This is a genomic window from Chryseobacterium sp. SORGH_AS_0447 (genome assembly GCF_030818695.1).
Lineage (GTDB): Bacteria > Bacteroidota > Bacteroidia > Flavobacteriales > Weeksellaceae > Chryseobacterium.
In genome coordinates, this window is the sequence record NZ_JAUTAR010000001.1 from 3,270,794 (window position 1) to 3,295,751 (window position 24,958).

16 protein-coding genes are annotated in these 24,958 nt (G+C 41.4%); 2 read left to right on the forward strand and 14 right to left on the reverse strand.

The window, feature by feature from the left end:
• Positions 1-16: 16 nt before the first annotated feature.
• The 10 genes from QE422_RS14925 to QE422_RS14970 form a co-directional block, all read right to left on the reverse strand.
• Positions 17-736: a hypothetical protein gene (locus QE422_RS14925; RefSeq protein WP_307460019.1), complete on the reverse strand. Its 720-nt coding sequence runs from the start codon at positions 734-736 to the stop codon at positions 17-19.
• A 208-nt stretch (positions 737-944) separates the two neighbouring features.
• Entirely contained in the window at positions 945-1,556 is a 612-nt protein-coding gene (locus tag QE422_RS14930) for a response regulator transcription factor (RefSeq protein ID WP_307460022.1), read from the reverse strand.
• Complete coding sequence (locus QE422_RS14935) at positions 1,553-4,534, reverse strand: HAMP domain-containing sensor histidine kinase (protein ID WP_307460024.1); 2,982 nt, start codon at positions 4,532-4,534, stop codon at positions 1,553-1,555. Before QE422_RS14935 ends, QE422_RS14930 begins: the two co-directional genes overlap by 4 nt.
• Positions 4,535-4,814: 280 nt before the next feature.
• Positions 4,815-6,230, reverse strand: coding sequence for an MFS transporter (locus QE422_RS14940; protein ID WP_307460027.1), 1,416 nt, complete (start codon positions 6,228-6,230; stop codon positions 4,815-4,817).
• On the reverse strand, positions 6,230-6,742 hold the full coding sequence (locus QE422_RS14945; RefSeq protein ID WP_307460030.1) for a nuclear transport factor 2 family protein: 513 nt from the start codon (positions 6,740-6,742) through the stop codon (positions 6,230-6,232). The genes QE422_RS14940 and QE422_RS14945 overlap by 1 nt, the downstream gene beginning before the upstream one ends.
• A 59-nt stretch (positions 6,743-6,801) precedes the next feature.
• Positions 6,802-8,658, reverse strand: coding sequence for a glycoside hydrolase family 13 protein (locus QE422_RS14950; RefSeq protein WP_307460032.1), 1,857 nt, complete (start codon positions 8,656-8,658; stop codon positions 6,802-6,804).
• A 227-nt stretch (positions 8,659-8,885) separates the two neighbouring features.
• On the reverse strand, positions 8,886-11,042 hold the full coding sequence (locus QE422_RS14955) for a glycoside hydrolase family 97 protein (RefSeq protein ID WP_307460034.1): 2,157 nt from the start codon (positions 11,040-11,042) through the stop codon (positions 8,886-8,888).
• Positions 11,043-11,121: 79 nt separating this feature from the next.
• The gene (locus tag QE422_RS14960; RefSeq protein ID WP_307460036.1) at positions 11,122-12,234 is read right to left on the reverse strand and encodes a SusE domain-containing protein; all 1,113 of its coding nucleotides are present in this window, start codon (positions 12,232-12,234) and stop codon (positions 11,122-11,124) included.
• A gap of 18 nt (positions 12,235-12,252) precedes the next feature.
• Positions 12,253-13,812, reverse strand: a complete 1,560-nt coding sequence (locus QE422_RS14965; protein WP_307460037.1) for a RagB/SusD family nutrient uptake outer membrane protein — start codon at positions 13,810-13,812, stop codon at positions 12,253-12,255.
• A gap of 11 nt (positions 13,813-13,823) precedes the next feature.
• Positions 13,824-16,682 (reverse strand): SusC/RagA family TonB-linked outer membrane protein, encoded by a 2,859-nt coding sequence (locus QE422_RS14970; RefSeq protein ID WP_307460040.1) that lies wholly within the window; start codon positions 16,680-16,682, stop codon positions 13,824-13,826.
• A gap of 334 nt (positions 16,683-17,016) precedes the next feature.
• Between QE422_RS14970 and metG the strand changes: the two genes are divergently transcribed.
• The gene (metG, locus tag QE422_RS14975; protein WP_307460042.1) at positions 17,017-19,053 is read left to right on the forward strand and encodes a methionine--tRNA ligase; all 2,037 of its coding nucleotides are present in this window, start codon (positions 17,017-17,019) and stop codon (positions 19,051-19,053) included.
• A 35-nt stretch (positions 19,054-19,088) separates the two neighbouring features.
• Positions 19,089-19,775 (forward strand): hypothetical protein, encoded by a 687-nt coding sequence (locus QE422_RS14980; protein WP_307460045.1) that lies wholly within the window; start codon positions 19,089-19,091, stop codon positions 19,773-19,775.
• On the opposite strand, the gene QE422_RS14985 is transcribed toward QE422_RS14980, so the two are convergent.
• The 4 genes from QE422_RS14985 to QE422_RS15000 form a co-directional block, all read right to left on the reverse strand.
• Positions 19,748-20,452: a bifunctional 2-polyprenyl-6-hydroxyphenol methylase/3-demethylubiquinol 3-O-methyltransferase UbiG gene (locus QE422_RS14985; RefSeq protein WP_307460047.1), complete on the reverse strand. Its 705-nt coding sequence runs from the start codon at positions 20,450-20,452 to the stop codon at positions 19,748-19,750. The two genes, QE422_RS14980 and QE422_RS14985, sit on opposite strands and share 28 nt — an antisense overlap.
• 359 nt (positions 20,453-20,811) lie before the next feature.
• Complete coding sequence (locus QE422_RS14990; protein WP_307460050.1) at positions 20,812-22,404, reverse strand: MFS transporter; 1,593 nt, start codon at positions 22,402-22,404, stop codon at positions 20,812-20,814.
• A 96-nt stretch (positions 22,405-22,500) separates the two neighbouring features.
• Positions 22,501-23,616, reverse strand: a complete 1,116-nt coding sequence (locus QE422_RS14995; protein WP_307460053.1) for an HlyD family secretion protein — start codon at positions 23,614-23,616, stop codon at positions 22,501-22,503.
• 18 nt (positions 23,617-23,634) lie between these two features.
• Entirely contained in the window at positions 23,635-24,945 is a 1,311-nt protein-coding gene (locus QE422_RS15000; protein ID WP_307460056.1) for a TolC family protein, read from the reverse strand.
• Positions 24,946-24,958: the final 13 nt, after the last annotated feature.

The window sequence follows — 24,958 nt, forward strand, 5'->3', positions numbered from 1 at the left end:
TTTCTTAATCGTTTAACTATCTCAATAAAGTAAGGGTAAAAGCATTTTCTCCTGACGTTGCGCGGCTTGTGTTTGAGGTGCAGCTGCCGGCTGACCGGACCAGCATATAATATGTTCCGGGACTCAGGAAGGCTACATTCGTGGAGAAAATAAAATCAAAAAGACTGCTGGGAGCAAAGTGCGCATCCTGTATTGTGAAAGCTTGATTCACCAGCGTTGTTGTACTTTTACTCAGGTTGTAAGCAATAAAATTGGAACAGTTGGCGGGCGTATGATCCGTAATCAGTCTTGGACTGATCAGATAATATCCAGGAATTGTTACTGTTGCTGATGCTCCGAGATAAGTTAATGAACTTTGTACCTGAGTCGAAATTCCCGTGGTTGAATTTAAAATTACCGGTGGCGCAGAATTCTGCCACGTTCCCACTCCATTGGCATCTGATACGAAAATTTTCCCGTTTCCTTCTGTGCCGTCTGCTATTCTGAAAGCTCCGCTTGCCGTACTGCTTATGTGCAGTTTGTTCGTGGGTACATCTGTACCGATACCGGTATTTCCGTTGGAGAGAATGTTCAGATCGTTGGCCTGTTGTGCCGAAGCAGGTACCCCTGAGACCGGATTATCCTTTGCGGCATCCACGGTAAAAACGCCTTGAGGATTTGCAGTGTTGATTCCTACTTGGGGGTAGATCGCCGTAAACCATACGAGAGCTATACCTGAAACAATTTTTCTTTTCATATATAAAGAGTTTGGTAATTATATCGCTTTCAAAATTATGGATTTGACGATCTTTAATAAAAAAACGCCTGTATCAATATGCAGACGGTAGTGTATCAAAATAAAGACAACATTTGTATCAAAAAACAGACAGATAATTTGAGATATTCGTACGAGAATTTACCTCGAAAATTGATTTTTCGGGTTAGATGATTGCCTTAAATAATTATTAATTGATTTTTTTGTAGACCTTAAAAAGATCAATAAGATTGTTAACGCCTAATTTGTTATAGATTCTCTTTTTGTAAGTAGCTACCGTTCCGGCTTTTACATCAAGAGCATTGGCAATTTCGAGATTTCCGGTACTTTCAACAAGCATATTAAAAACCTGAAGTTCCCGCTCCGACAGAATTTTTTCAGGATCTTTTTTAATGGGTTCGAAAGAAGCTTTTAGCAAGGCATCCGGATAATAATGCCCTTTTTCACAGATGGATTGTACCGCATTGATGAGCATTTCATCATTGCTGAGCTTATTGAGATAGCCGTTTGCGCCCTCCTGAATATATTCCAGGCCTATATGTTCATTATAAGAAGTAAAAACCATGATCTTAATATCATGCCGGATCTGTTTTATTTCTTTGATCATATTTTTGTATGTACTTCCCTCCATTTCAATATCGAGAATCAGCAGATCGAATGTATCCTGGTGAAGCTTTTCCTTCAGCTCATGATAATTCTCTGCAAAATCAATATAAAGTTCAGGAATATGCCGTTTTAAAATAGCTTGTGTGCCTACTCTAACGACTGAATGATCATCTGCTATAAGTAATTTTCTTTTCATCTGCCCTCATTAAAAAGTCTTATTTTAACTACCGTTCCCGCAGGTTTATTTTCCGTAAAGCTGATTTCCGCATGCATCTTCTTGATCAGCTGAATTACCATATGCAATCCCAGACCATAATCTTTAAAGACAAATTTTTCGGTATCGGTACTTTTGAAAACTTCAGAATAATAGGTTATCTGTTCGCGGGACATCCCTTTTCCGGTATCGAATATAGTAATTTCCACTGCATTTTTTACTACCACAGCACGGATCGTGATATGGCCCTGCTCTGTATTTTTTACCGCATTGTCCAGTATATTATGAATTACGGGAGCCAATATTCTTCTGCTGGTCTTTATTTTTACAGATGCATCATACATTTTGATGATGTCAATCTTTTTACTGGCAGCCATCTGCTCAAAAAGTAATCTTTTGTCATCCAGCAGTTCACTCAACGGATATTCTTCGTCTTCCCATACATCAGTTTCCTTAAACAGTTTTGTATACTCTTTTAAATCGGAGGTGAACTTAAACAGCTGTTCTGAAGTTTTATAGATTTCGTTGAAATATTGCTTCTGTAATTCGGCGTCCTTTTCATGATTGAGCTGCTGCGATATGGAAACGATAAACCTAATCGGGGTCGTAATGTCATGGCTTATGCTTTCTATGATTTTCTGCTGGTATTCGTACTCCTTCTGCAATTTTGTCTCTGTGATCTTAAGCTTGTGTTCTTCGCTGTTAAGGTTTTCTTTCAACTTCCGGTTGATACTGATGAGGTAGTGCGTGTTGACGTAGACTATTCCTGCAATGAAGGCTATCACCAGAAGGATCATAAGGACTTTAAAGAACCAGGTCTGGTAGAATAGCGGCTGTATTTCGATAAATAGGCTTTTATAAGCGAAGACGCCTCGTTCGGAAGTCAAAAACCGGATCGACAAAGTATAGTTTCCGGGAGGCAGTGCATTCAGAGAAAATCTGCGATCGTTTCTTATCGTTTCCCATACTCCGGATTTGCTGTTGCTAAGCCGGGCTTCCAGGTAAATATTGTCAGTATTGTAATAATAAGGAAAATCCAGATAAATTTCAGCCGTACGGTAATCACTTCTGATGCGCAGCGTATCTTTAAAGGTTATTTTTTTCTGATCCACCTGAGCTCTTTCAAGAAAGAGCTGACCTTTTTCAGGATAATGCGTTTTTACTTCCTCAGGTTTAAAAAATACAAACCCTTCCATGGACGGGAATACGAAATTTCCATCTGGCAGAATGGTTCCGGATGGGCTGGAACTCCCGTTAAATTCGTTCCCACGCAGCCCTTCATCTTTGGTAAAGCGGTAATAGGTAACTTTTGACTTTTTATCGACGGCAAAGTTGAGCAGGGATTGCCGTGAAACTTTGAAGAGGCCATTATTGGAAGAAATCCAGTAAAAACCGAAACGATCCTGCAACAGATGATGGGCACTCGCCAGATAGCCGTTCCGATCATAGGGCATTCTAAAGAGTCTATCGTTTTTTATAAGGAAGAAACCTCTGTTGTAGGTTGTCAGCCAAAAATTCCCATCCGCGGTCTGCTGAATTTCCTTTACCGGAATGCCTTTGCCAAAATGTTTTATAAGAGTATGATCCGAAAGCGACAAAAGATAAATTCCGTTTCCGGTGCCTACATAGATGCTGCTTTTATCCCTTTCTCTGACGAAAACAATCGGCAAACTGGATCTGAATATTTTTTTGGAGTGATTGAATCGATCATTATCAAACAAAAAGAGATCATAATAACGGTATTTGAGATCTGCCATGCTGACGGCAAAGCTTTGATTGATTTTAAACAATGCATCAACATTCCGGCCCGGAAAACTTATCGAATCATGTTTTTTATATTGTGAAGCCGAATATCTTCGGTGTATTTTATTGAAATCAACATATAAAATATTACGGGAATGATCGTAAGCCATGAAGCGTCTGTCATAATTCGGATTGGAAGTAAAAATTCTTTTGACTGTACTCTGACGGTACTCAAAACCGCTTTTGGTTATTACTGAACGTTTACCGAAGGGTAAAGCTTCATAAACTGCTTCATTGGTAAAAGGAATGTTTTTCTGGGGAATATAAAATGCAGACAGCCGGATCACCTGGAGTCCTTTTATAAGGCTTCCGAGATAAAGCTGTCGGGATTCTTCATCAAAAAACAGAGAAGATAAAAACTGCTTATCTATATCATCATATTTCAGAAGAAACTGAAGAACCGGCTGGTCACGAAGCCTCTTACCATAATAAATATTTCCGCTGTTAATAACCAAAACCTGCCCTGTTCCCTGATGCCAGTAGATTTTAGATTGGGGATGATTAAAGAGGGAAGGCTTGCTATCATAAGATATGCTGCCATCTTTCAGAATAAGTGTTCTGCGGTTCTTTATGTCCGGAAAATAAAGCGTATTGCCGAAAGCAAAGGCATTTTTCAATCTGTTGAAGCGAAAATCCGAAAAGATATTTTTATCAGGTTTACCAGTTCTCCTACAGATGATGTTTTGATTATTAAAAATATAAGTTGCAGAATCTGTTTTTACGTAATAAGAGTTGGTTTCAGGAAAAAATTCACCGGTAGGCCGGTTCTTGTAGTATCTTTTGTATTGCTTTCCACCGTGCATGTAGTAAGTCTTTTCCACTTTTCCTTCCGGCAGCACTTTAACGGTTCTCTCCGCAATCAGGATACAATTTTCAGCATTATTATTAAAGCAGATAATATCGTTTTTTGGAGATTTTAAAAAGTTTTCGAAAACTAAATTCTTTGTATTGATATGATTAAAAGCGATAAAATTCTTTCCGTCGTATCTTACTATACCACCATCAGTTGACAGCCATAAAAAACCGTATCGGTCCTTTATAATATCTTTGATTCCATTTTGCGGAAGGCCATTATCCATGCTGTAAAAGTCGGAGGTGAAATTTTGAGCTGGAGAAAACAGGGAAAAGAGCAAAAGAATGCAGTAGCAAAATTTCATTATAGATAAATAACCGTGATTGTATTATTCTGCAAATATAGGATAAAAACGCTTCTTACCACCGGTGTGACCGTTCATCAGCTGCCATCTTCGATTCCTGGGATAATACAGAATAAAGTTTCGTTGAATTCAGATTAAAAGGTGCGCAGCAATTTTTAAATCTTTGGTTCTATTCTTTTTGCATTTTTATTATCTACATAAAAATTTTAAAAAAAGCCATCTCAGTTTTGAGACGGCCTTCTAGATTTTTTAAGGTTAATCATTAGGAATAACTGTTGAATTAAAAATGCACCTGCTGGATTTCCTCTTCGATTTCTTTTGGGGTTTCATCTTCGGATCTGATGAAAATCAGGGTCAGGATGGCTCCTAACAACATGCAGATTCCGCCGACGACTACATAATCGATGGCCATTTTACCGAAAACACTGCTTACGATAGGGCCGCCGAAAAGCCCGTTGATGATCTGCGGGATCACAATAAAGAAGTTGAAGATTCCCATGTACACCCCCATTTTCTTCTGCGGGATCATTTCGATCAGCATGGCGTAAGGCATAGCCAGGATACTTGCCCAGGCAAAGCCTAATCCGATCATGGAAATCCAGAGGAGATCCGTATTTTTAATGAAATACATCAGGATCAGCCCGGTTCCCCCGAAAGCCAGGGCCAGGGCGTGGGTCTGCTTCTTCCCGATCCATTTCGCCAATGGCGTCAGGATAAAGGCGAACGGAATTGCCCACAGATTGTACATTCCGAACAGCTTGCCCGTGAGGTCACCCGCATCGTTGAATGCCTTGGAATGGGTATCGTCCGGAGACAATCCGAAATGATGGGTTGCCAGCGCGCTAGTGGTGAATACCCACATGGTAAAAAGAGCAAACCAGGAGAAAAACTGTACGATGCCGAGCCTTTTCATCTGGGGCGGAATATTGGAAAAGTCCTTGAAAATGTCCATAAACTTTGATGGGGGTGCAATTTCTTTTCCTCCTTCAAAAGCGGCAAATTCTTCCGGTGAATATTCTTTTGTCGTTATGATAGTATAGATAATGGTCAGGAGTAGAAATCCGGCTCCTACATAAAATGAATAGATCACATTATCTGCTACAAAACCTTCCGCCGCCACATTTGAAACTCCCAGCTGCGTAAGCCAATCCGGCAGATAAGAACCGATAACGGCACCAATCCCGATCAAGATGGTCTGTACCGAAAAGCCGATGGTTCCCTGATGTTTCGGCAGCATATCGCCCACCAAAGCGCGGAACGGTTCCATCGCCACATTGATGGAGGCATCCATCATCGCCAGGAAAATGACTGCCAAAAGCAATACATTCGCCGCCATCATCTGGGTTGCCGACGCCGCGTTCGGGAGCATGACCAGTCCGATGGCACAAAGAACGGCACCGATGAGGAAATACGGCTTTCTTCTTCCGAGCGGACTCCAGGTGTTGTCGCCCATATGCCCGATGATCGGCTGGACGATCAGTCCCGTAACCGGAGCTACCAGCCAGAACCATGACAGCTCGTGGACATCGGCTCCGAAGTTGGCCAGGATCCGGCTGGCATTCCCATTCTGCAGCCCGAAAGCCATCTGGATTCCCAAAAAGCCCATGCTCATATTAATGATCTGAAGCATGGATAAATTTGGTTTTTTCACTCTTCCGAATTTTCCGGAATCGTGTTTTCCTGTTATTTCCGCCATTATTTTTTCAGTTTTTGAATTAATACCTCTTCAATCGGCGCTTTTTCGGCAACCACTTTATCCACCACTTCATTCGGAACGGTCATGGAAAGGACGTATTGCCTGATCTTCCACTGCCCGTTGATTTTTTCCACCACTCCAGAGCCGCGGCAGATCTTCATCTGGGTATCGAGCAGCTCATCGAACCAGGCGAGTTTTCCGTCTTTACTGAAATAGATATTCCTTTTTAATGCAGTGAAGTTCCAGGTGGATTTTTTATCGAAATACGGCTTTGCCCAAACCATAAAGGCTTTTTTGTCCCAGACTTCCGTAGCATCGGTCCCGATGAAGGTGGATTCGTCGGCGAAATAATTGAAGTAGGTCTTGAAATCGGCTTTTGCTGCGGCGGCATTGAAACCGTCAAGCATGGTACCTATGGCCGTTTTTTCACCGGCGTATTTTGCCTGCGCTGAAACAGCTGAAAAGCCCAGCATCAGCAGCAGAAAGGTAAATAATAAGGTTGTTTTTTTCATGTTGGATTGTAGTTGTTGTTTACACCTCATAGGTTTTGAAAACCTATGAGGTTTGTCTGTTATTTAAGTTCAATGACCATTGAGGTTTTTCCCGGAATGACGAAATTGTTTCTAATGGAAAATTCTTTTCCCGAGATGATATCTTTTCCTGCGGTGAATGGATTCAGGGATTCTGCAAAATGTTTTACGTCGACCGACTGATCCTTATCACTGTTATTCAGAACCACCATGACGCTTTCTTTGTCGTTGTACCTGAAGTAGACAAAAACATTATCCCGGGGAACGAAATTTTTGGTTTTCCCGGTATGGATGACGTCCTTCCCTTTTCGCCAGTTCAGCAGTTTCCGGGTAAACTGGTAAAACTCCTTCTGCTCAGCGGTTTGGGATGAAGGATCAAAAGCATTCTGCGGATCGGTTTTCCAGCCTCCGGGGAAATCCCTGCGGATATCGGCATCTCCGCCTTTGTTTTTATCGCCCCGCATACCGGTCTCGGTTCCGTAATAGATCTGGGGAATACCGCGCACTGTAGAAATCACGGTAAGTGCCATTTTATAGGCTTTCGGATCGGCGTTGAAGATCTCATTCCACCTTTCGGTATCGTGGTTTTCGAAGAAGACCATCACGTTGTTGATGTCCGGATATAGAAAATCGCTGGCCAGACTGCTGTAAATCCTACTCATCCCGCTGTCCCAGCCGTCATTTTCCCTGAGAGCTTTGGGCAGATCGCCGTACAGCATAAAATCCATTACGGACGGAAGATGGGAATTGTAATGGGCAGCTTCGCCGGTTTTGGAATCCTTCTGCCAGGCGGAGATGTAGGCCGGGCTGCTGAGCCAGGTCTCCCCTACAATGTTGAACTTCGGGTATTCATCGGTGATGGCTTTGGCCCATTGGGCCATGGCTTCCTTGTCGTTGTAAGGATAGGTATCTACCCGGAATCCGCCAAGCTCGGCATATTCGATCCACCAGATGGCGTTTTGGGTAAGGTATTTCAGTACTAATGGATTGCTTTGGTTGATGTCGGGCATGCTGGTATCAAACCATCCGTCCAGGGCTATTTTTTTATCGATATCGGAAGCATTGGTATCGAACTGTGTTGTCGTTTTATAATTGGAGCGCTGAAATCCGTCTTTTCCATCCTCGAACCAATGGATCCAGTCTTTGGTCGGCAGGTCTTTGATCATCCAGTGGGAGATTCCCCAATGGTTGGTTACATAATCCATTACGAGCTTCATGTTCCGCTGGTTGAGCTTGCGGGACAGTTCCCGGTACTCTTCATTGGTACCGTACCGGCCGTCGATTTTGTAGAGGTCGGTCTGTGCATAGCCGTGGTAGGAATAGACTTTCTCGTTGTCTTCATTCACCGGGGTAAGCCAGACTGAGGTGGCACCTAAGTTCTGAATATAATCGAGATTGTTGATGATTCCCCTGAGGTCTCCGCCGTGGCGTCCGTTGGGAAGGCTGCGGTTGACTTTTTCGGTAAGGTCAGGTCTGGAATCGTTTTTTTCGTCGCCGTTGGCAAAACGGTCGGGCATGATGAGGTACATGACATCTTTTGAGGTGAACGATTCCCGGTCGGCAGAGTTTGGATTTCTCTGTTTGATTTCGTACGTGTAAGAACCTATTTTTTTCCTGCCGTTTTTAACGGTAATATTAAATTTTGGTACATTGATTTCATTGGTGTTTACCGTTACGAAAACGTAGTTCGGGTTTTCCACTTTTTTTATGTCTTTTACCTGAACGCCATCCGAAAGTTCGAGTTGATTATTGGCAATATCTTTTCCGTAAACCAGGATCTGAAGTTCCGGGTTTTTCATTCCTTTCCACCAAAATGCCGGTTCTACGCGGTCCAGTGCTTTCTGGGAAAATGCCAGGGAAGCCGCCGAAAGGGCAAAGGTGATGTATATTTTTTTCATATTTTACTATTCTTGAATCAGTGTCGCTTTGAAAATATCCACCGAAATGCTGTTTTGTTTTCAGGACTCCGGATGTATTTTCATGAGGTTTTATTAAAAAGCCCTCCGCCCATAGCCCCGATCGCAGCGGTTACCCCACAGTGGGATGGCAAAGCGGCGGCGCGAGGAGTATGAGCAGAGAGCGGGAAAAAGCTCCTGAAAACAAGGGTCTTCAGGAGGCTTCCGTTTTATTGTACAGGCTTCGCAGAGATGGCAAACCCACCGCTTCTCGCCATGCTGATCTTGATCTTAGACTTGCTGGTAACCGTCTTTTTATAGATGTTGTAGCTCTGAGGATTGTTGACATAATCCGCATCTTTTCCGTCTTCGTATACCGTTACCTCATATTTTCTGCCTTTGTCGAGGAATGAGAAATCTACGGTGTATTCGCGCTTGTTTTCATCGGTAATCCCTCCTACGAACCAGTCTTCGGTACCTTTGGCTTTTCTTGCCGTGATGATGTAGTCTCCCGGCTCGGCAGATAAGATTCTGGTATCGTCCCAGTCGGCAGCAACGTCTTTGATGAACTGGAAAGCATCCATATGCCTTTTGTAGTTTTCCGGTAAATCGGCAGCCATCTGCAGCGGCATGTACATTACGACATACAGGGCCAGCTGTTTGGCAAGGGTAGTTTTCACGAAACGCTTATCGCCCGGGAAATAATAATCCAGTTTGGTCTGGAAGATTCCCGGCGTATAATCCATCGGTCCGCCCATCCAACGGGTAAACGGAAGAATGGTTTGGTGATCGGGATTGTTTCCGGCAAAGGCCTCGAATTCGGTACCTCTTGCTGCTTCGGCAGAAATATAATTCGGGTAGGTGCGGCTTTCCCCGGTAGGCCGTACGGATTCGTGGGAATTCACCATGATCTTATACTCGTTTGCTTTCTGTGCAATCCTGTAATAGTGGTTGATGGTCCATTGCGAATAGTGGTGCTCGCCTCTTGGAATGATATCGCCTACGTAGCCGGTTTTTACCGCATCGTAACCGTATTCATTCATCAGTTTGAAGGCCTTGTCTGCCCATCTTTCGTAATTGGTTGCGGAACCGGATGTTTCATGGTGCATGATAAGTTTCATGCCTTTGGAATGCGCATAATCGTTCAGCGCTTTGATATCGAAATCCGGGTATGGTGTAATAAAGTCGAATACAAATTCTTTTGAATGCCCGAACCAGTCTTCCCAGCCTACGTTCCAGCCTTCGATCAATAATCCTTTGAATCCATTTTCAGCAGCGAAATCGATGTACTCTTTTACTTTCGTTGTATTGGCTGCATGTTTTCCGTTCGGGGTCAGCTTGGAGAAGTCCGTTACGCCGATGTGAACGTTTTCTGCGGTTGAATAGGCCCACTGGGATTTCCCGATGATCATTTCCCACCATACGCCCATGTACTTGGTCGGGTGAATATAGGAAGTGTCGGTATATTTTGTCGGTTCGTTCAGGTTGAACATCATTTTGGAACCCAGCACTTCTTCTGCTTTCGGGGAAACGATGATGGTTCTCCACGGGGAAACCGAGGACGTCTGGATATAGCCTTTGGCACCCTGCCGGTCCGGGGTAAGATGTGTTTTAAATTTGAAATTCACGGCATCCACTTCGAGGTTGGAAGCCGGATAGTCGAGCACTGCGGCCTCTCCCAAATTTACATATAACGGCTCCTTGCCTTCCTTTTTCAGCATCAGCGGCGACTGTACCGCATTCGGCACCATCTGCTGGGAAGCGTTGCTGTCGAAAGAGCTCGGCCATCTTGCCGGAATTTCGGAAATCTTCGTGGTCTGCGGCTGGTATTCCTGGGAATCGTAGTCGGCAGCAATCCACCAGGCTTTCATATCGGTCGGAAAATCGATTTCGGAATCTTCTTCCCGGATCACGAAATAGTTCAGGTTTTTCTGCTGCGGGAATTCATAACGGAATCCAAGCCCGTCGTTGAACAATCTGAATTTAACGACAATATCACGGTCGGTTGCATCCTGGTGCAGCGTTACCGCCAGTTCGTTATAGTGGTTGATATAGTTTTTCTTTTCCCCCAATACCGGCTGCCAGGTTTCGTTTTTGGAATCCCTGGTTTCCGCTTTTTTGGAAAACCCGTTGTTGAGATCGAATTTGGCATCTTCCGGCTTGGCGATTTCGGAGGCAAACTTAATGGCCGTATCCTTGAATAACCTCAGCCCCAGCTTTGAATCTTCTACTACAACCGCACCATTGTATTTTAAGTTGTAATACGGTACGCCCTGCTTCAGCTGGAAGTCCATCCGGAATTTCCCGTCCGGCGACTGTAAGGTCTGTGCCTGTACTCCTGCAAACATCATTGAGAACAAGACTGCCCCCATCGTAATTTTCTTCATAATGACTATTTATACGCTTTAAAAATAAAGAAAGTGCTGCCGAAAAGCAACACTTTGCTGTTTTAAATTTGTTATGTTTTTACAATTTTGTAACGGTCAGCTTATAGTACGCTGAGTTATGCAGATCCAATTCGATCTTATAATTTCCTGCCTGCGAAACTTTATAAGCCGGATCTCCGGTTACAGTACCTTCTGCACTTAAGAAAGATTTTACCGCAGTCCCTGAAGTTAATGTCTGATCACCATTGTCCGGCTGGAACTTCATGGCCCAGTCATCGTTGGCTCTGAATTTAAATACTCCTGAAGCTGTTAGAGCAATTGAGTTGATAACATAGGTTTTTGTTGTCGGATTATAAACAAAATCTGTATCCGAACCCCAACCGGTAGGAGTTGCGTCACCGATTACTCCAAAGTTGGCAATTACTGATGAATAAGTGTTTAAAGCCCAATTTACATTAATATAATAAGTGCCTTTTGCAGCTGCTTTAATGTTTTGTTCTCCCGTTTCTACCAATTTACCTGTCAAAGTTCCATCATCACCCTTATCTCCAGCCCAATCCTGATTGATTGTAAATTTATATTCACTATTAGGATTTGTTACATAAATAAATCCTTTATATTTATCGTCCTTGGTTGGCGAGAACAAGTTCGGAGAATTTGCTGGATTCCAGTCTGCGTATCCTGCTGCTCCAGCATATCCTCCGGGAACATTAATTTTAGGATAAATTAGATCAGGGTTTGGCGTGTATCCTGTGATATTAACTGTAACCACATTAGAATAATAAGCCGTTGTTGTATTCAAACTTGATTTTAATCTCACTTCAATTGGTTTTGCAACATTAGGAGCAACATTTAAAGTGGTTAAAATTGCATTTAGTTGCAAATGTGTCAAAGAAAATGTTTTCTGATCCATTGAAACGGGCTGGCTTGCCACTGGACTGAAATTAGTTCCGGCAACTGCAAATTCAACAGTATTGGTAACACTTACATTTGGACTGAAGGATGGATTTGTATAGGTAAATGTAAGCGCAGCCTGATCAGCAATGGTTTCATTAAGAGTTACTGATGTTTTATCTACAGCAAGACTTCCTGTTGAAGTATTATTAAGGATTGTTTTGTCATCATCTTCTCTACAAGAAACTATAAAATAACTTATAATTCCTATCAGAAATATTTTAAAAATATTTTTCATTTTGAATTTAATTTAAGGTTAGAAACCAGCGTTTTGAGTAAGATTAGGGTTTGACTGAAGTGCCGAACTTGGTATAGGAAAAACTTTATAATTATCTGAAATAGCCGTTCCATTTTTTACACCTCCTTTCCAAGGCCACAGATAAGATCCTCCAGTAAACTTACCGAATCTAATTAAATCCTGCCTTCTCATTCCTTCAAAATTAAGTTCTCTAGCTCTTTCATCCAGAACATTGTCTAAAGTAATTGTTCCTAATGGTAATGCCGAAGCTCTTGCCCTTACCTGATTTACATAAGTCAAGCCCTGAGCAACAGTAGTTCCAGAAGCTCCTCTTAATGCGCATTCAGCATACATTAAATAAACGTCAGCCAATCTGAATAGAGGAAAATCCGTTGAAGAATAATCTGTTGCTCCACCTGTACCATTAGAATCTTTGTTCCAGAATTTATCTGAAGGTAAGCCATCTGTCCAAGCTTTATAATCATTCATCTCCCAATTGTGTCCTTGTGTCCAGAATAGCTTTGCTCTTTTATCAGTACTGGCCTGAAGATCTGCGATACTGTTTCCAAACAAACCATACCACGCTTTTGTTGCTCTGTGACCAGCCCACCCTTGCTTGGCCCCGAAATCTGCAGGAACCATTGTATCTGTACTGATACTTCCATTTACCAGATAAGTTGTATTTCCGAAACTTTGGCTGGATACAGCGTCGGCTATCAGTGGAAATATAATTTCTTTGGAAGTATTATTATCTGATGAAAAATTCTTTCTTATATTGGATTCCAGCTGATAACCTCCTTCATTTATAATTTTGTTAATATAGACAGCAGCATCATTATATCTGGCTGTTCCGGTATACACTTCCGCATTTAAATATAATTTGGCTAACAACATTCTCGCACAGGATTTATTTGCCCGACCATAAGAGTTAGTTACCGGCAATGTTGCTTCTACAGCTAATAATTCACTTTCTACAAAGTTGAATATATCTTTTCTTGAAGATTCGGGTAATGGTGTTGATGTATTAAAGTTCTGGTCATTCACCAATACGCCTTTACCAAATAAATCGATAAGATAATAGTAAGATAAAGATCTAAGAAATCTCAATTCGTCGATCACCTGATTTTTATTTGCATAATTTACCTGATCACTTTTCATAATAAGGATCAAATTGGTTGCCTGCGGAACTGTATAGTAAATTCTGTCATATACATATTTGAAAAATTTATTGCTTGAAGTCCAGTTGGAAGTGGTCGTTAACTGATCCAAGCCGTTGTCTCCCCATCTGTTCTTCATATCATCGGCTGTGAAATCCTGTAAATTTACCAATCCTCTTACGAATGGTGATTCACCAGGATCGGCTCCTGAAATATCAGATTTATCCGGTCCCTCTACACTGGAAAGTGCAAAACTGGCATATAATCTAGAAAGTAAGCCTTCTACTGCATTTGGATCTGCTGCAAGAAGATTTTCTAAAGTCTGTTCTACTTTCGGCTGCGTATCCAGATCGTTTATACAAGCAGTGTTTACAGCAAGAAATGTTAAAAGGGCCAGTACTTTATATTTAGTATTTTTCATTTTAATATTTTTTAGAAATTAAAGTTAAATCCGACAGTATATATTCTTGGTCTCGGATAAAAATTATTATCAATACCCGAAAAATTTTCAGGATCCTGCCCTGTATAATTGGTCCAGGTATACACATTATTTACGGAAGCGTATACTCTTACATTGGTACTTTTAAACACATTTTTAAATAGATATCCTAGTGTAATGTTATCCAGCTTTAAGAACGAAGCATCTTCAAGGAAATAGTCTGATAGGTAAAGATTATCTGAAATGGTAAATGGTGAATCTGCCGTAGAAGCCAATGTATTATTTAAATTTAGAGAATTTGAAGGAATGGTATAGCTTTTCAGCCCCTGTGCAATTTTCCTTGTATTATAAATAAGACCACCGATCTGCCCGCGGAAAGCAGCATTAAAATCCCAGTTTTTATAATTAAAAGAAGTGCTGAAACCATAGGTCCATCTTGGTCTTATTGCCTTAAAATACCTATCGTTTTCATTGATGATGCCATCGTTATTCCTGTCAACGTATACATTATCAAGCGGCTTTCCGTTAGCATCGTAAACTTGTTCCAGTACCCATGCCGAATAAGGCTGGCCACCTACAATATTGGTTGCTAATTTAACTCCGGTCCCTACAGGCAAAGTACTGCTTAAATCCTGCAGATTAGTTACATCTCCCAAACTCAAAACTTTTGAATCGTTATATCCAAAATTTCCTGATACAGACCAGTTTATATTTTCTGTTTTTACGGGAACAACGGTTAAATTAAGTTCTACACCTTTATTTTCTATAGAACCTACATTTTTTGTAAATTCATTGGTAAGACCTTGTCCAGGTGGCAAACTAACTTTTGCCAGAAGATTGGTTGTTTTTCTTTGATAAACGTCTACACTACCTGATATTCTTTCCTGTCTGAAAAATGAGAAATCAATTCCTCCATTCCATGTTTCAGCAGTTTCCCACGTAAGATTAGGATTGAAAGGTAATGCACTATATGTACCTACACCGGGGAAGTACTGAGAATTCGGTCCGCCGATTGAAAAGTAAGCGCTTGAAGGATAAAATCCTGCAACACCTACAATATCCGCATTACCTGTTCTTCCCCATCCTAATCTCAATTTAAGATCATTTACATTTGCAGATTCGTTAAACAGGTCCTTATTCACTTTCCACGCAAAACCTACTCCAGGAAAATATCCCCATCTTTCACCTTTCTGAAATAGAGATGAAGCATCTGCTCTAAAGTTTAACGTAAATAGGTATTTATCATAAAAATCAATATTTGCTCTACCAATAAATGACTGTAAATTCAGAACATTATAATATCTGTTATTAGGATTTAACGCTGTTCCAGGATTTGGAACTCTCAGACCGGTTGCATCATCATATCTATATTGATCTTTATATCCATCGTTTTTAAAATTCTGATAGGAATATCCTCCCTGAACAAGGAAGTGAGAAAGAAAGCCAGAATATCTTTTTTCATATACCAAATAGGCATCCATTGTCTGATTCACAATACTCTGATGTTCAGCATAATCAACTCCTGGACTGAAAACATAATCATTTGGCACCACCGAATTTTGCGGATTTCTGTATGTTGCAATAGCGTTATTATCAAAAACCGTTTTCAAATTAGACCTTGAAGCTTCCAACCCTAAATTTACAACTGCCCTCAGATCAGGTAAAAAATGAAACTTGTAGTTAATTTCGGCGTTACCTAAAAATTTAGCGATTCTCTGCGGAGATTGACGTTGCAAAAGAATGGCTAATGGGTTGCTTTGTCCTTGGATAAGATATTGATTTCCTTTCAGTACAACATTCTGGTAATACCCTCCGAATCTATCATAAGGTTGACCTCCCAAACCTGTTTCAGATACATAAACTGGCAAAGTGGGATTCATATTAAGTGCTCCGCCAATCGCTCCGCCATCATCAATCGCATTGAGTTTAGAAAATAGACCTTTTAAACTAAAATCAATCTTCAAGTGATTATCAAAAAACGAGGGCGTAATGTTTAAACCTGCAGAAAATCTTTCGTAATCACTTGTTTTAACAACACCTTCTGTTCTGTTGTATCCCAAAGATAATCTGGTAGGAACTTTATTGAATAGACTACCGGATACACTTAAGTTATTATCTGAAGAAACGGAATTTCTATAAATTACTTTCTGCCAGTCTGTATTATATATTTTTCCAGGTACCGTTTTGTTATTAGGATCTCCTCCTACTCCTAAAAGATAATTGAAATTCGGATAATTCTGATTGATGAAGTTGGTAAATTCACTAGCATCCATTACGTCAATATATCTGCTAACAGTACCTACAGAAACATTGGTATTTAAACTTACCCTTAATCTTCCTCCTCCTCTCTTGGTTTTAATGATAATAACCCCATTGGAACCTCTGTTACCATAAATTGCTGTAGCAGATGCATCTTTTAATATCGAAAAAGATTCAATATCGTTCGGATTAATTAAGTTCAGGGGATTCGCTACCCCTGCAGGATTATTAGTATCAAGAGGAACACCGTCAATAACAATTAACGGATTGTTGTTGGCACTAAATGATGATCCGCCTCTGATCCTGATATTAGGAGCAGCATCTGGCGAACCTCCGGAATTCGTAATTCTAACACCCGGAGCCTTTCCTGTTATCAGCTGATCCGCAGATACAATCGCTCCTTTATTAAATTCTTTTTCTGAAACAGCAGTAATGGAACCTGTCAGGTCAGATTTTTTCTGTCTTCCATAACCTACCAGAACAACCTCATCAATTTTTTTCTCTTTGGTTGTAGAGTCCGTTTGTGCATGGACCATTGCGCTGGCCAATAAAAATGCAGGCGCAATTTTTAATACCGTTGTAAAGTTTCTCACAATATTATTTTTATATAGTTTCGTTGTAGTTATTTTAGCCGTGTAGGGCTGACTGCAATTTAAAAAAAAATTAGAATTAACTTAATTTTAATTAAAATTTAAATAAAATTATGTAAATTTAAAGCCTTAAATAAGTTAATGTATTTCTTTACAGCTATTTACACTAAAATATGCAAAACATAACATTAATTAAATTTTAACAAAAAGTTAAACAATTGTTTAACTAAATACAACCTTATCATCAATTCGGTTGTCACCAAAAGCCTTAATCGTGTTATCTTCTCAACTTTCAATGATTATCCTTATCTTTGCAGCTTACAAAACTTTACTATAAATGTCAAACAGAAAGATGATTACGGCAGCTTTGCCTTACGCAAACGGACCGGTTCATATAGGGCATTTGGCAGGGGTTTATATTCCTGCGGATGTATATGCGAGATTTCAGAGAAGATTGGGAAAAGAGGTAGCGTTTATCTGCGGTTCGGATGAGCACGGAATTCCCATTACCATAAGAGCTAAAAAAGAAGGAGTTACCCCTCAGGATATCGTGGATAAATACCACGAGATCATCAAAAAATCTTTTGCTGATCTGGGGATTTCCTTTGACGAATATTCCAGGACGACTTCTGAAAAGCATTATGAAACCAGCCAGGATTTCTTCAAGGTTCTTTATGAAAAAGGGAAATTTACCGAAGAAATGTCTGAGCAGTATTTTGATGAGCAGGCAGGAGAATTTCTTGCCGACCGGTATATCGTCGGAACGTGCCCGAATTGCGGGAACGAAAATGCCTACGGAGACCAGTGCGAGAAATGCGGTTCTACCCTTTCGCCGTCTGAGCTAATCAATCCGAAATCGATGCTGAGCGGGAATGTTCCTATTTTAAAAGAAACAAAGAACTGGTACCTCCCTTTAAATGAATATGAAAACTTTCTGAACGAATGGATCATTGAAGGCCATAAAGACGACTGGAAGCCAAACGTATACGGACAGGTAAAATCATGGCTGAATGACGGATTGAAGCCGCGTGCTATGACGAGAGACCTCAACTGGGGAGTTCCTGTTCCTTTGCCGGGTGCGGAGGGAAAAGTATTGTATGTATGGTTTGACGCACCGATCGGCTATATTTCTTTCACCAAAGAATGGGCGGAGAAGAACGGGAAAGACTGGAAAGACTATTGGCAGAGCGAAGAATCTGATCTTGTTCACTTCATCGGAAAAGACAATATCGTGTTCCATTGTATCATCTTCCCTTCGATGATGAAGGCGCACGGCGATTATATTATGCCGAAAAATGTCCCTGCTTTTGAATTCCTGAATCTGGAAAACGATAAAATCTCAACTTCCAGAAACTGGGCGGTTTGGGCGCATGAATATGTGGAAGATTTCCCGGGACAGCAGGACGTACTTCGATATGCACTCCTTTCTTCTGCTCCGGAAACTAAGGATAATAATTTTACCTGGAAGGATTTCCAGACAAAGAATAACTCTGAATTGGTAGGTATATTCGGAAACTTTATCAATAGGGTTGCCGTGCTGATTCATAAATATTATAACGGAATTGTTCCTGAGGGTGATTCAAATGCTCCCGAATTAAAGGAAATCAATAAATCAGCCGGAGAAATTGCCGGTTTTCTAGAGAATTATGAATTCAGAAACTCTTTAACAGCTTTAATGAACCTGGCTCGTTTCGGAAACCAGTATCTTCAGACTGAAGAGCCTTGGAAGACCATCAAAGACAATCCTGAAAAAGCGGCAAACTCTCTATTTGTAGGTGCTCAGATTGCCGTTGCTTTGGCGCAGCTGTGTGAACCATTTATGCCGTTCAGTTCAGAGAAATTACTGAATATGTTTAACGTTCAAAAAGCAAAATGGAGCGATGTTGAGACAAAATCTGTTTTGATCGAAGCCGGACATCAGATGAATGAATCCTCTCTTCTTTTCTCAAAAATTGAAGACGACATAATCGAAGCTCAAATCCAAAAGCTGGAAAACACAAAACAAAACAATAAAAAAACAAACCCTAACGCCAATCCTATGAAAGAAGAGATCACCTTTGATGATTTTACGAAGATCGACCTGAGAACGGCCACTATTTTAGAGGCTGAAAAGGTAGAAAAAGCCGACAAATTACTGAAACTGACCGTTGATACAGGTGTTGACGTAAAAACGGTTGTTTCCGGAATTGCGGAAAGCTTTACCCCGGAAGAAGTAATCGGAAAGCAGGTGATGATTTTACTGAATCTTGCTCCAAGAAAAATCAGAGGAATAGAATCTCAGGGAATGTTGTTGTTGACTACTAAACCGGATGGAAAACTGTCTTTCGTAACGCCGGATGACAACAATGTAGAAAACGGAATCGAAATCGGATAATTTTACAATTATTATATTATAAAAATGGGCAATCTATGCCCATTTTTTTATCTGCCATGGTACAGAAAAAAGTTTTACAGAAGCTTACCAACCCCGAACTCGAGCAGTACTTACGGCAAGACAGCCGGTTTACGCCGGAGGCGATTAAACTGGCAGCTGAAATTCTCGAGGAAAGAGACCGGATTTTTACGGATGATGAAAAATTTCGTATCCGGGAGATTATCAGAACAAAAAATGAAGACGAAGAGCGTAAAAGACTGGAGCACGAAGAATTGCAGAAAGATCACATTACTGACGATCCTGCAGCCATCCGGCTGCACTCCAGAGAATTGATTATGTTTTTCGGCCTGTGTTTGGGATTTTTGTCCGGCGCGGTTCTTCTCAGCCTGAATCTCTTCAAACTAAAAAAATACAGAGAAGGTACTTGCATTATTTTCCTTGGCATTACGTATTCTATCCTTCAATATTTTGTTGTTCCGTTACTGCATGAAACAAAAAACACAGGAAGAGCAGCCGCTTTAAACCGGAATCCCGAATTATTATTTGCCGTTATGGGGTTTTTACTGCTTTATTTCCTATGGCTGGAAACCATAAAGAAGCTTCCTTACCGTAAGAATTCATTATTAGTCCCGATTATGATCGGATTGTTATCCATTTTTTTCAGTTACATAAATTATTATGGGTACTCCCCATCTTATATCTTCGTTATTTTGGCCAGGTAAGAATCTTCTTCCTGCAAAATTTTCTCAATTTTAAATCCATTATTCTCAGCTGCATTTTTTAAGGTATTGAAATCGAGATACAGCCATTTGATCGGATCTTCGGATTCTCCTTTATAATGCACGATGTAATCCAGTTCACCGTAGTATCCTTCTGCAGGAATATAAACGCCGCCGTCTTCATCCTCGTCAAACATATAAAGAATATCGGTACTGTCGATTAAGACCTGGCCTTTTGCATTTAGTAAAGAATATAATTTTTTCAGGTAAATATCGATCACCTGAAGGCTCTGGAAAATCCCCGTTCCGTTCATCAACAGGAGAATGGTATCAAATGTCCCCTCCGAAAAATAAAGCATGTTTTCAGCAACTGCTTTTTTAATGCCTCTCAGCTTACATACTTCGATAGATTTGGGGGAAATATCCAGTGCGGTAACGTCCAGGTTTCTTTCGTTCTGGAGATACAAAGCGTGAGAACCTGCTCCTGCCCCAATATCAAGAACCTTTCCCTGAGCAAGTTTCAGAGCTTTCTGCTCGATCTTATTCATCTGATTAAAATCACGGAAGAGATAGTTTACCGGAAGTTCATCCAGTTCGGAAATGGAAGTTTCGGTCTGCAGGTCTTCGGGATTTTCGTTGTGGTAATAATCCCAGATGGCCTTGCCCATTAGATCTTTCATAGTTTTATTTAAACTGCAAAGATAAGGTTTGAATTTTTATCATGGACTATTTGACCAGACCAGTGTATCCTTTACCAATTTTTCCATTTAATCCGCTTTGATCATCCTGATGTTTCTGTGGTGATTGAGGCTCTCGAAATCACCTGTCCTGCTCCCTAGCCCCGATTGGCGCGGCATCCTTTTTTCGGTGTGGGTTAAGCATGGAGAAAAAAGATACAGCAGAAAGCGGGAAAAAGCTCCTCATAATGATGAGTAATAAGTAATGGGTATGGGTTAATAGGAAAATTATATTACTATAAACGCAAAGCCCCACTTTACGATGTAAGATGGAGCTTTGCTGAATGAAAAACAAGGTTTCTTTATAATGCAGGTCCTGCCGCATCTTTTATTTCTTCCGATAATCTTTTTCTTTCCATCAGGCGTTTTCGGGCGATAACCGATTTTCCGCTCAGCAGTCTTACAAATCTTGCGGAGATAAAGCGCTCTCTGCCGAAATGATGGGTTAAAACATATCCCAGAATTCCGAAACCGGCCACAACGATGTAGCCGAAGATCTTTTTGTTGGCCGCAAGAATGGCATTCAGCTGGATGGTTTTCAGGTTGGCTGCAACATTCTGGGAAGTGACCGTCATTCCGTCCATATACACGGCGAGGTCTCCCAAACTTACCACTTGAAAACGGTATTGAAACCACGAAAATAAGGCTGAAAACAAACCGATCGTTAGAAAGGTCCGCCAAACCAAAGCCAGGCCGATGGCCGCCAGCATATCGTCCAGCTCCAGTTTATCCAGCGTATAATACCAGACCGAGATAAACAATGCCGTCATTCCAAAGCCTTTTAAAAACAACGGCAGATACCAGTTTTCATAATTAAATTCCAGTACCATCGAGAAATACATAATGATTGAATATCCCACCATGGCTGCAAACCCGGAAAAGATATACATCTTTAAAGGCTTGTCTTTTTTAAACCAGAAAACAGCGATGGCTCCGGCAAGCAGAATCCCAGGGATCATCAACAGGTTCAGTCGGGCATTGGTTAGCTGATCATACCCCAGGACACCGACGGCAAAGATATTCTGAACGGAGGCCGTTGCCATAAACATGCCCAGACAAAGCAGCATAAACAAACCGTGAAGTACATTGTTTCTGGAGAAAATTTTAAATGACAGATAAGGTCTTTTCAGATGCGTCTGGCGGATAACCAACAGAGCAAAGCTTACAAAAGCGGCAATTCCTGCATTGATAATTTTTGTTGAATTCAGCCAATCCTGCTGTTTCCCGAATGCGAATACATAGGCAGAGAACATAAACGTTGAAACGAAGAGCAAAATGCTCAGCCAGTCGATGTAGTGCAGCGGTACCTTCAGCGCAAAGTATTTATCGTGCATAAAAATCCACTGCATCAATGCCATAACCAGACATAAAACCGATACGATCATGAAAAACTGCTGCCAGTTGTAGAGCATGGAAACTTCTACGGCCAGGTAGCCTACAACCTGGTTGATAACCAGCACAAAGGCATAAAATACCCCGTAAAACATTCCCCGGTTTCCGATCATTGCCATAACGGGCAAAAACAGCTCGATGGCAACGATCATTTTGCAAAAGCCAATCAGCACCGAACTCCCGATAATGACTGATGGTTCTGAAGTCGTGGCATTGATATAATTCAGTATGCTGAGCAAAACCAGCACCAGGGTGAGTTTATCCCGGACTTTGAATCGCATTTTCAGTCTTAAAACAATCGGCATTGCAGCACCCATCCCGATCGTTGTCGCATAGTTGGCCCATATGTAATATTCCGAAAGCATTCCGGTTCCACCCACCATATAGCTGATGTTCCCCGTATACACTCCGCCCAACGGCATTACGATAGCCATCAGGAGAACAATGAGCAAAAGCTGGACGAGTTTCGGCACCCAATCGCTGTATAATCCTTTATTGTACATAGTTTATTTAAATTGTATATAGGCTCGAAGCTGGATGTGGGGAGCTGGATGTAATACACTTTGGAACTTCAAGCTTCCCGCATCCATCACCCAGCCTTACTTTTTAATCGCAATATTCATGTTCATCCCGGCGCTCAGCTTTTCAATATCTTCTTTTTTATTGGAACCGGTAAATTCTATCCTTACCGGAATCCTTTGCTGAACCTTGATGAAATTTCCCGTAGAGTTATCGGTAGGCACACTTGAATACCTTGACCCTGTAGCCGCAGAGATGGCGGTCACTACTCCTTCAAACTGCTTTCCACCGAGTGCATCGGCCGTCATCATCATTTTTTCACCGATTTTCACGTTCGGCATCTGGCTTTCCAGGAAATTGGCGGTTACCCACTTCTGCTGGTTTAAAACAATGGTTGCCACCTGCTGTCCCGGCTGGATCAGCTGTCCTTCGGAAATTGTTCTTCTCCCCATGACCCCGTCGTAAGGGGCAGTGATTACCGTATACGAAAGATTGATTTTTGCCATATCCAGAGCCGATTTTGTTCTTTTGATCTCAGCATCGATAATTCCGAATTTGCTTTTCACCTCGGTAGTAGAAAGGTTAGCTGATCTTTTCTGATTAACCAGAGTTTCGTAAGCCGCTTTCTGCGCATCATACTCCGTTTTCACCTGGTCGTACTGCTGGCGGGTTACCGCTTCGGAGGCCAATAAATTTTTATAACGGTTTAAATTCTGTTCCGCATTCCACAGCCTGGCTTTTGCTCCGGCTATATTGGATTCCATCACATTCACGTTGTTGGAAACGGTATTTACCGATGAGTTGGTGGCCGCACGCTGGGCCAGCGCATTCTGATAGGCTGCTTCCGCCTGCCCGATCTGCGTTAGAATTTCACGGTCGTCGAGAACTACAAGCGTATCCCCTTTTTTTACCTTTTGGTGCTCAATGAATTTAATTTCTTTAATGTAGGCCGAAACCCTTGTGTTGATCGGGTTGATGAATTCCTCTACTTGCGCCGCTTCCGTGTAGGTTTTGTCGCCGATGTGGAAATATTGGGCAATCAGCCAGTACAGTCCGAAGCCGATCACGGCAAATACGACGATATTGGAAATAATTGCTTTTGCTTTATTTTTCTTCCTTGCCTTTTTATTGGCTGCACCTCCCGGATTAGCGGGAGCCTGTTGTGCCTGTGTTGTATTTTGTTTCTTGTTTTCCATTATTTTGAGTTTTAAAAATTATAGCGTTCCGGTAGATTTTAAAAGATTATAGTATTGATACAGCATATTGATTTCTGCATTGGCATAATCCAGCTCCGATTGAAGTTTCTGGTTCTGCGCATCGATCATTTCGGCTTGTACGGCCAATTGATTGAGGTATTTGGCTTCCGTAATCTTATAGTTCTCCTCGGCCAGCTTTTTGGCATCATTCAGGATGTCTGCCTGCTGGATCGATTCCTGGTATTTTACATAAGCTGCATTTACCGCCATATCAATATTCTGCTGCGTAAGCGTCATGGCATCACCCGCCTGGTTTTTCTGAATTTCACCCAGCTTTACCCTTTCCTTCGTTTTATACAGGTTATCGATATTATAGCTGAGAGAGATCCCGGTCTGCCATCCGCCTGCATACATATCCAGGACGGGATTCCGTGTGGTAATGGGCCGTTGAACAGAATACCCTCCGAAACCGGCGATGGTAGGCATCTTATCGGTCTTGATAATTTCGATGTTCTTATCGGCAACTTCGATGTTGGTCTTGGCAGACTTCAGTAAAGGATTACTTTCGTGGGCGAGGTTCAGGTAATACGGCATTCCGATTCCGGCCTCTTTTATTTCTAGGCTCTCAACCGGAATAATTTCGGTATCTTCCGGTAATCCTAAAGCAATATTCAGATTGTAATTCAGGATCTTTCTGTTGTTGATTAAAGTTAAAATCCCCTGGTCCAGGTTTTTGATGGCCAATTCACCACGGATGACCTCATTCCGGGTAACCATCCCCTGCTGATAGAATTTCTGGATATTTTTCAGCCTTTCCTGGGCGAGTTTTTTGTTGTTCTCAAAAACTTTCTGCTGGTTGATAATTTTATAGACATCCAGGTAATTGGAAATTACGAGAAACTTCACATCCTGTTTATTCTTTTCCAGATCAAGCTCGGAAAGCTGTTCGCGGAGCCCGGCCATTTCTATTGATCTGTTGACCAATCCTCCTTTAAAGATCAGTTGGGTAGCCTGTACCGCGTATGAACTTCCGTAGTGTGGCATCGCAATAGTGGTTGTGTTGGAAAAATCTTTATCAATAGCCAATGCGTCACCCAGATAAAACTGGCTCATCGAAGCCGTTATCGCGGGTAATTTCTGAAGTTTTACGATTTCTTTATTCTGCCTTGCAATATCGATGTTTTGTGCGGAAACTTTTAACTGCTGATGATTCTGTACGGCAAGTCCGGCCGCTTCGTCTGCGGTCATCTGCCTTATTTCCTGTGAAAAAAACAGCGCAGGAAATAACCCTATCACGAGTGACAGTGCTGTTTTTATGTTCTTTACCATGTTACCTTGTTTT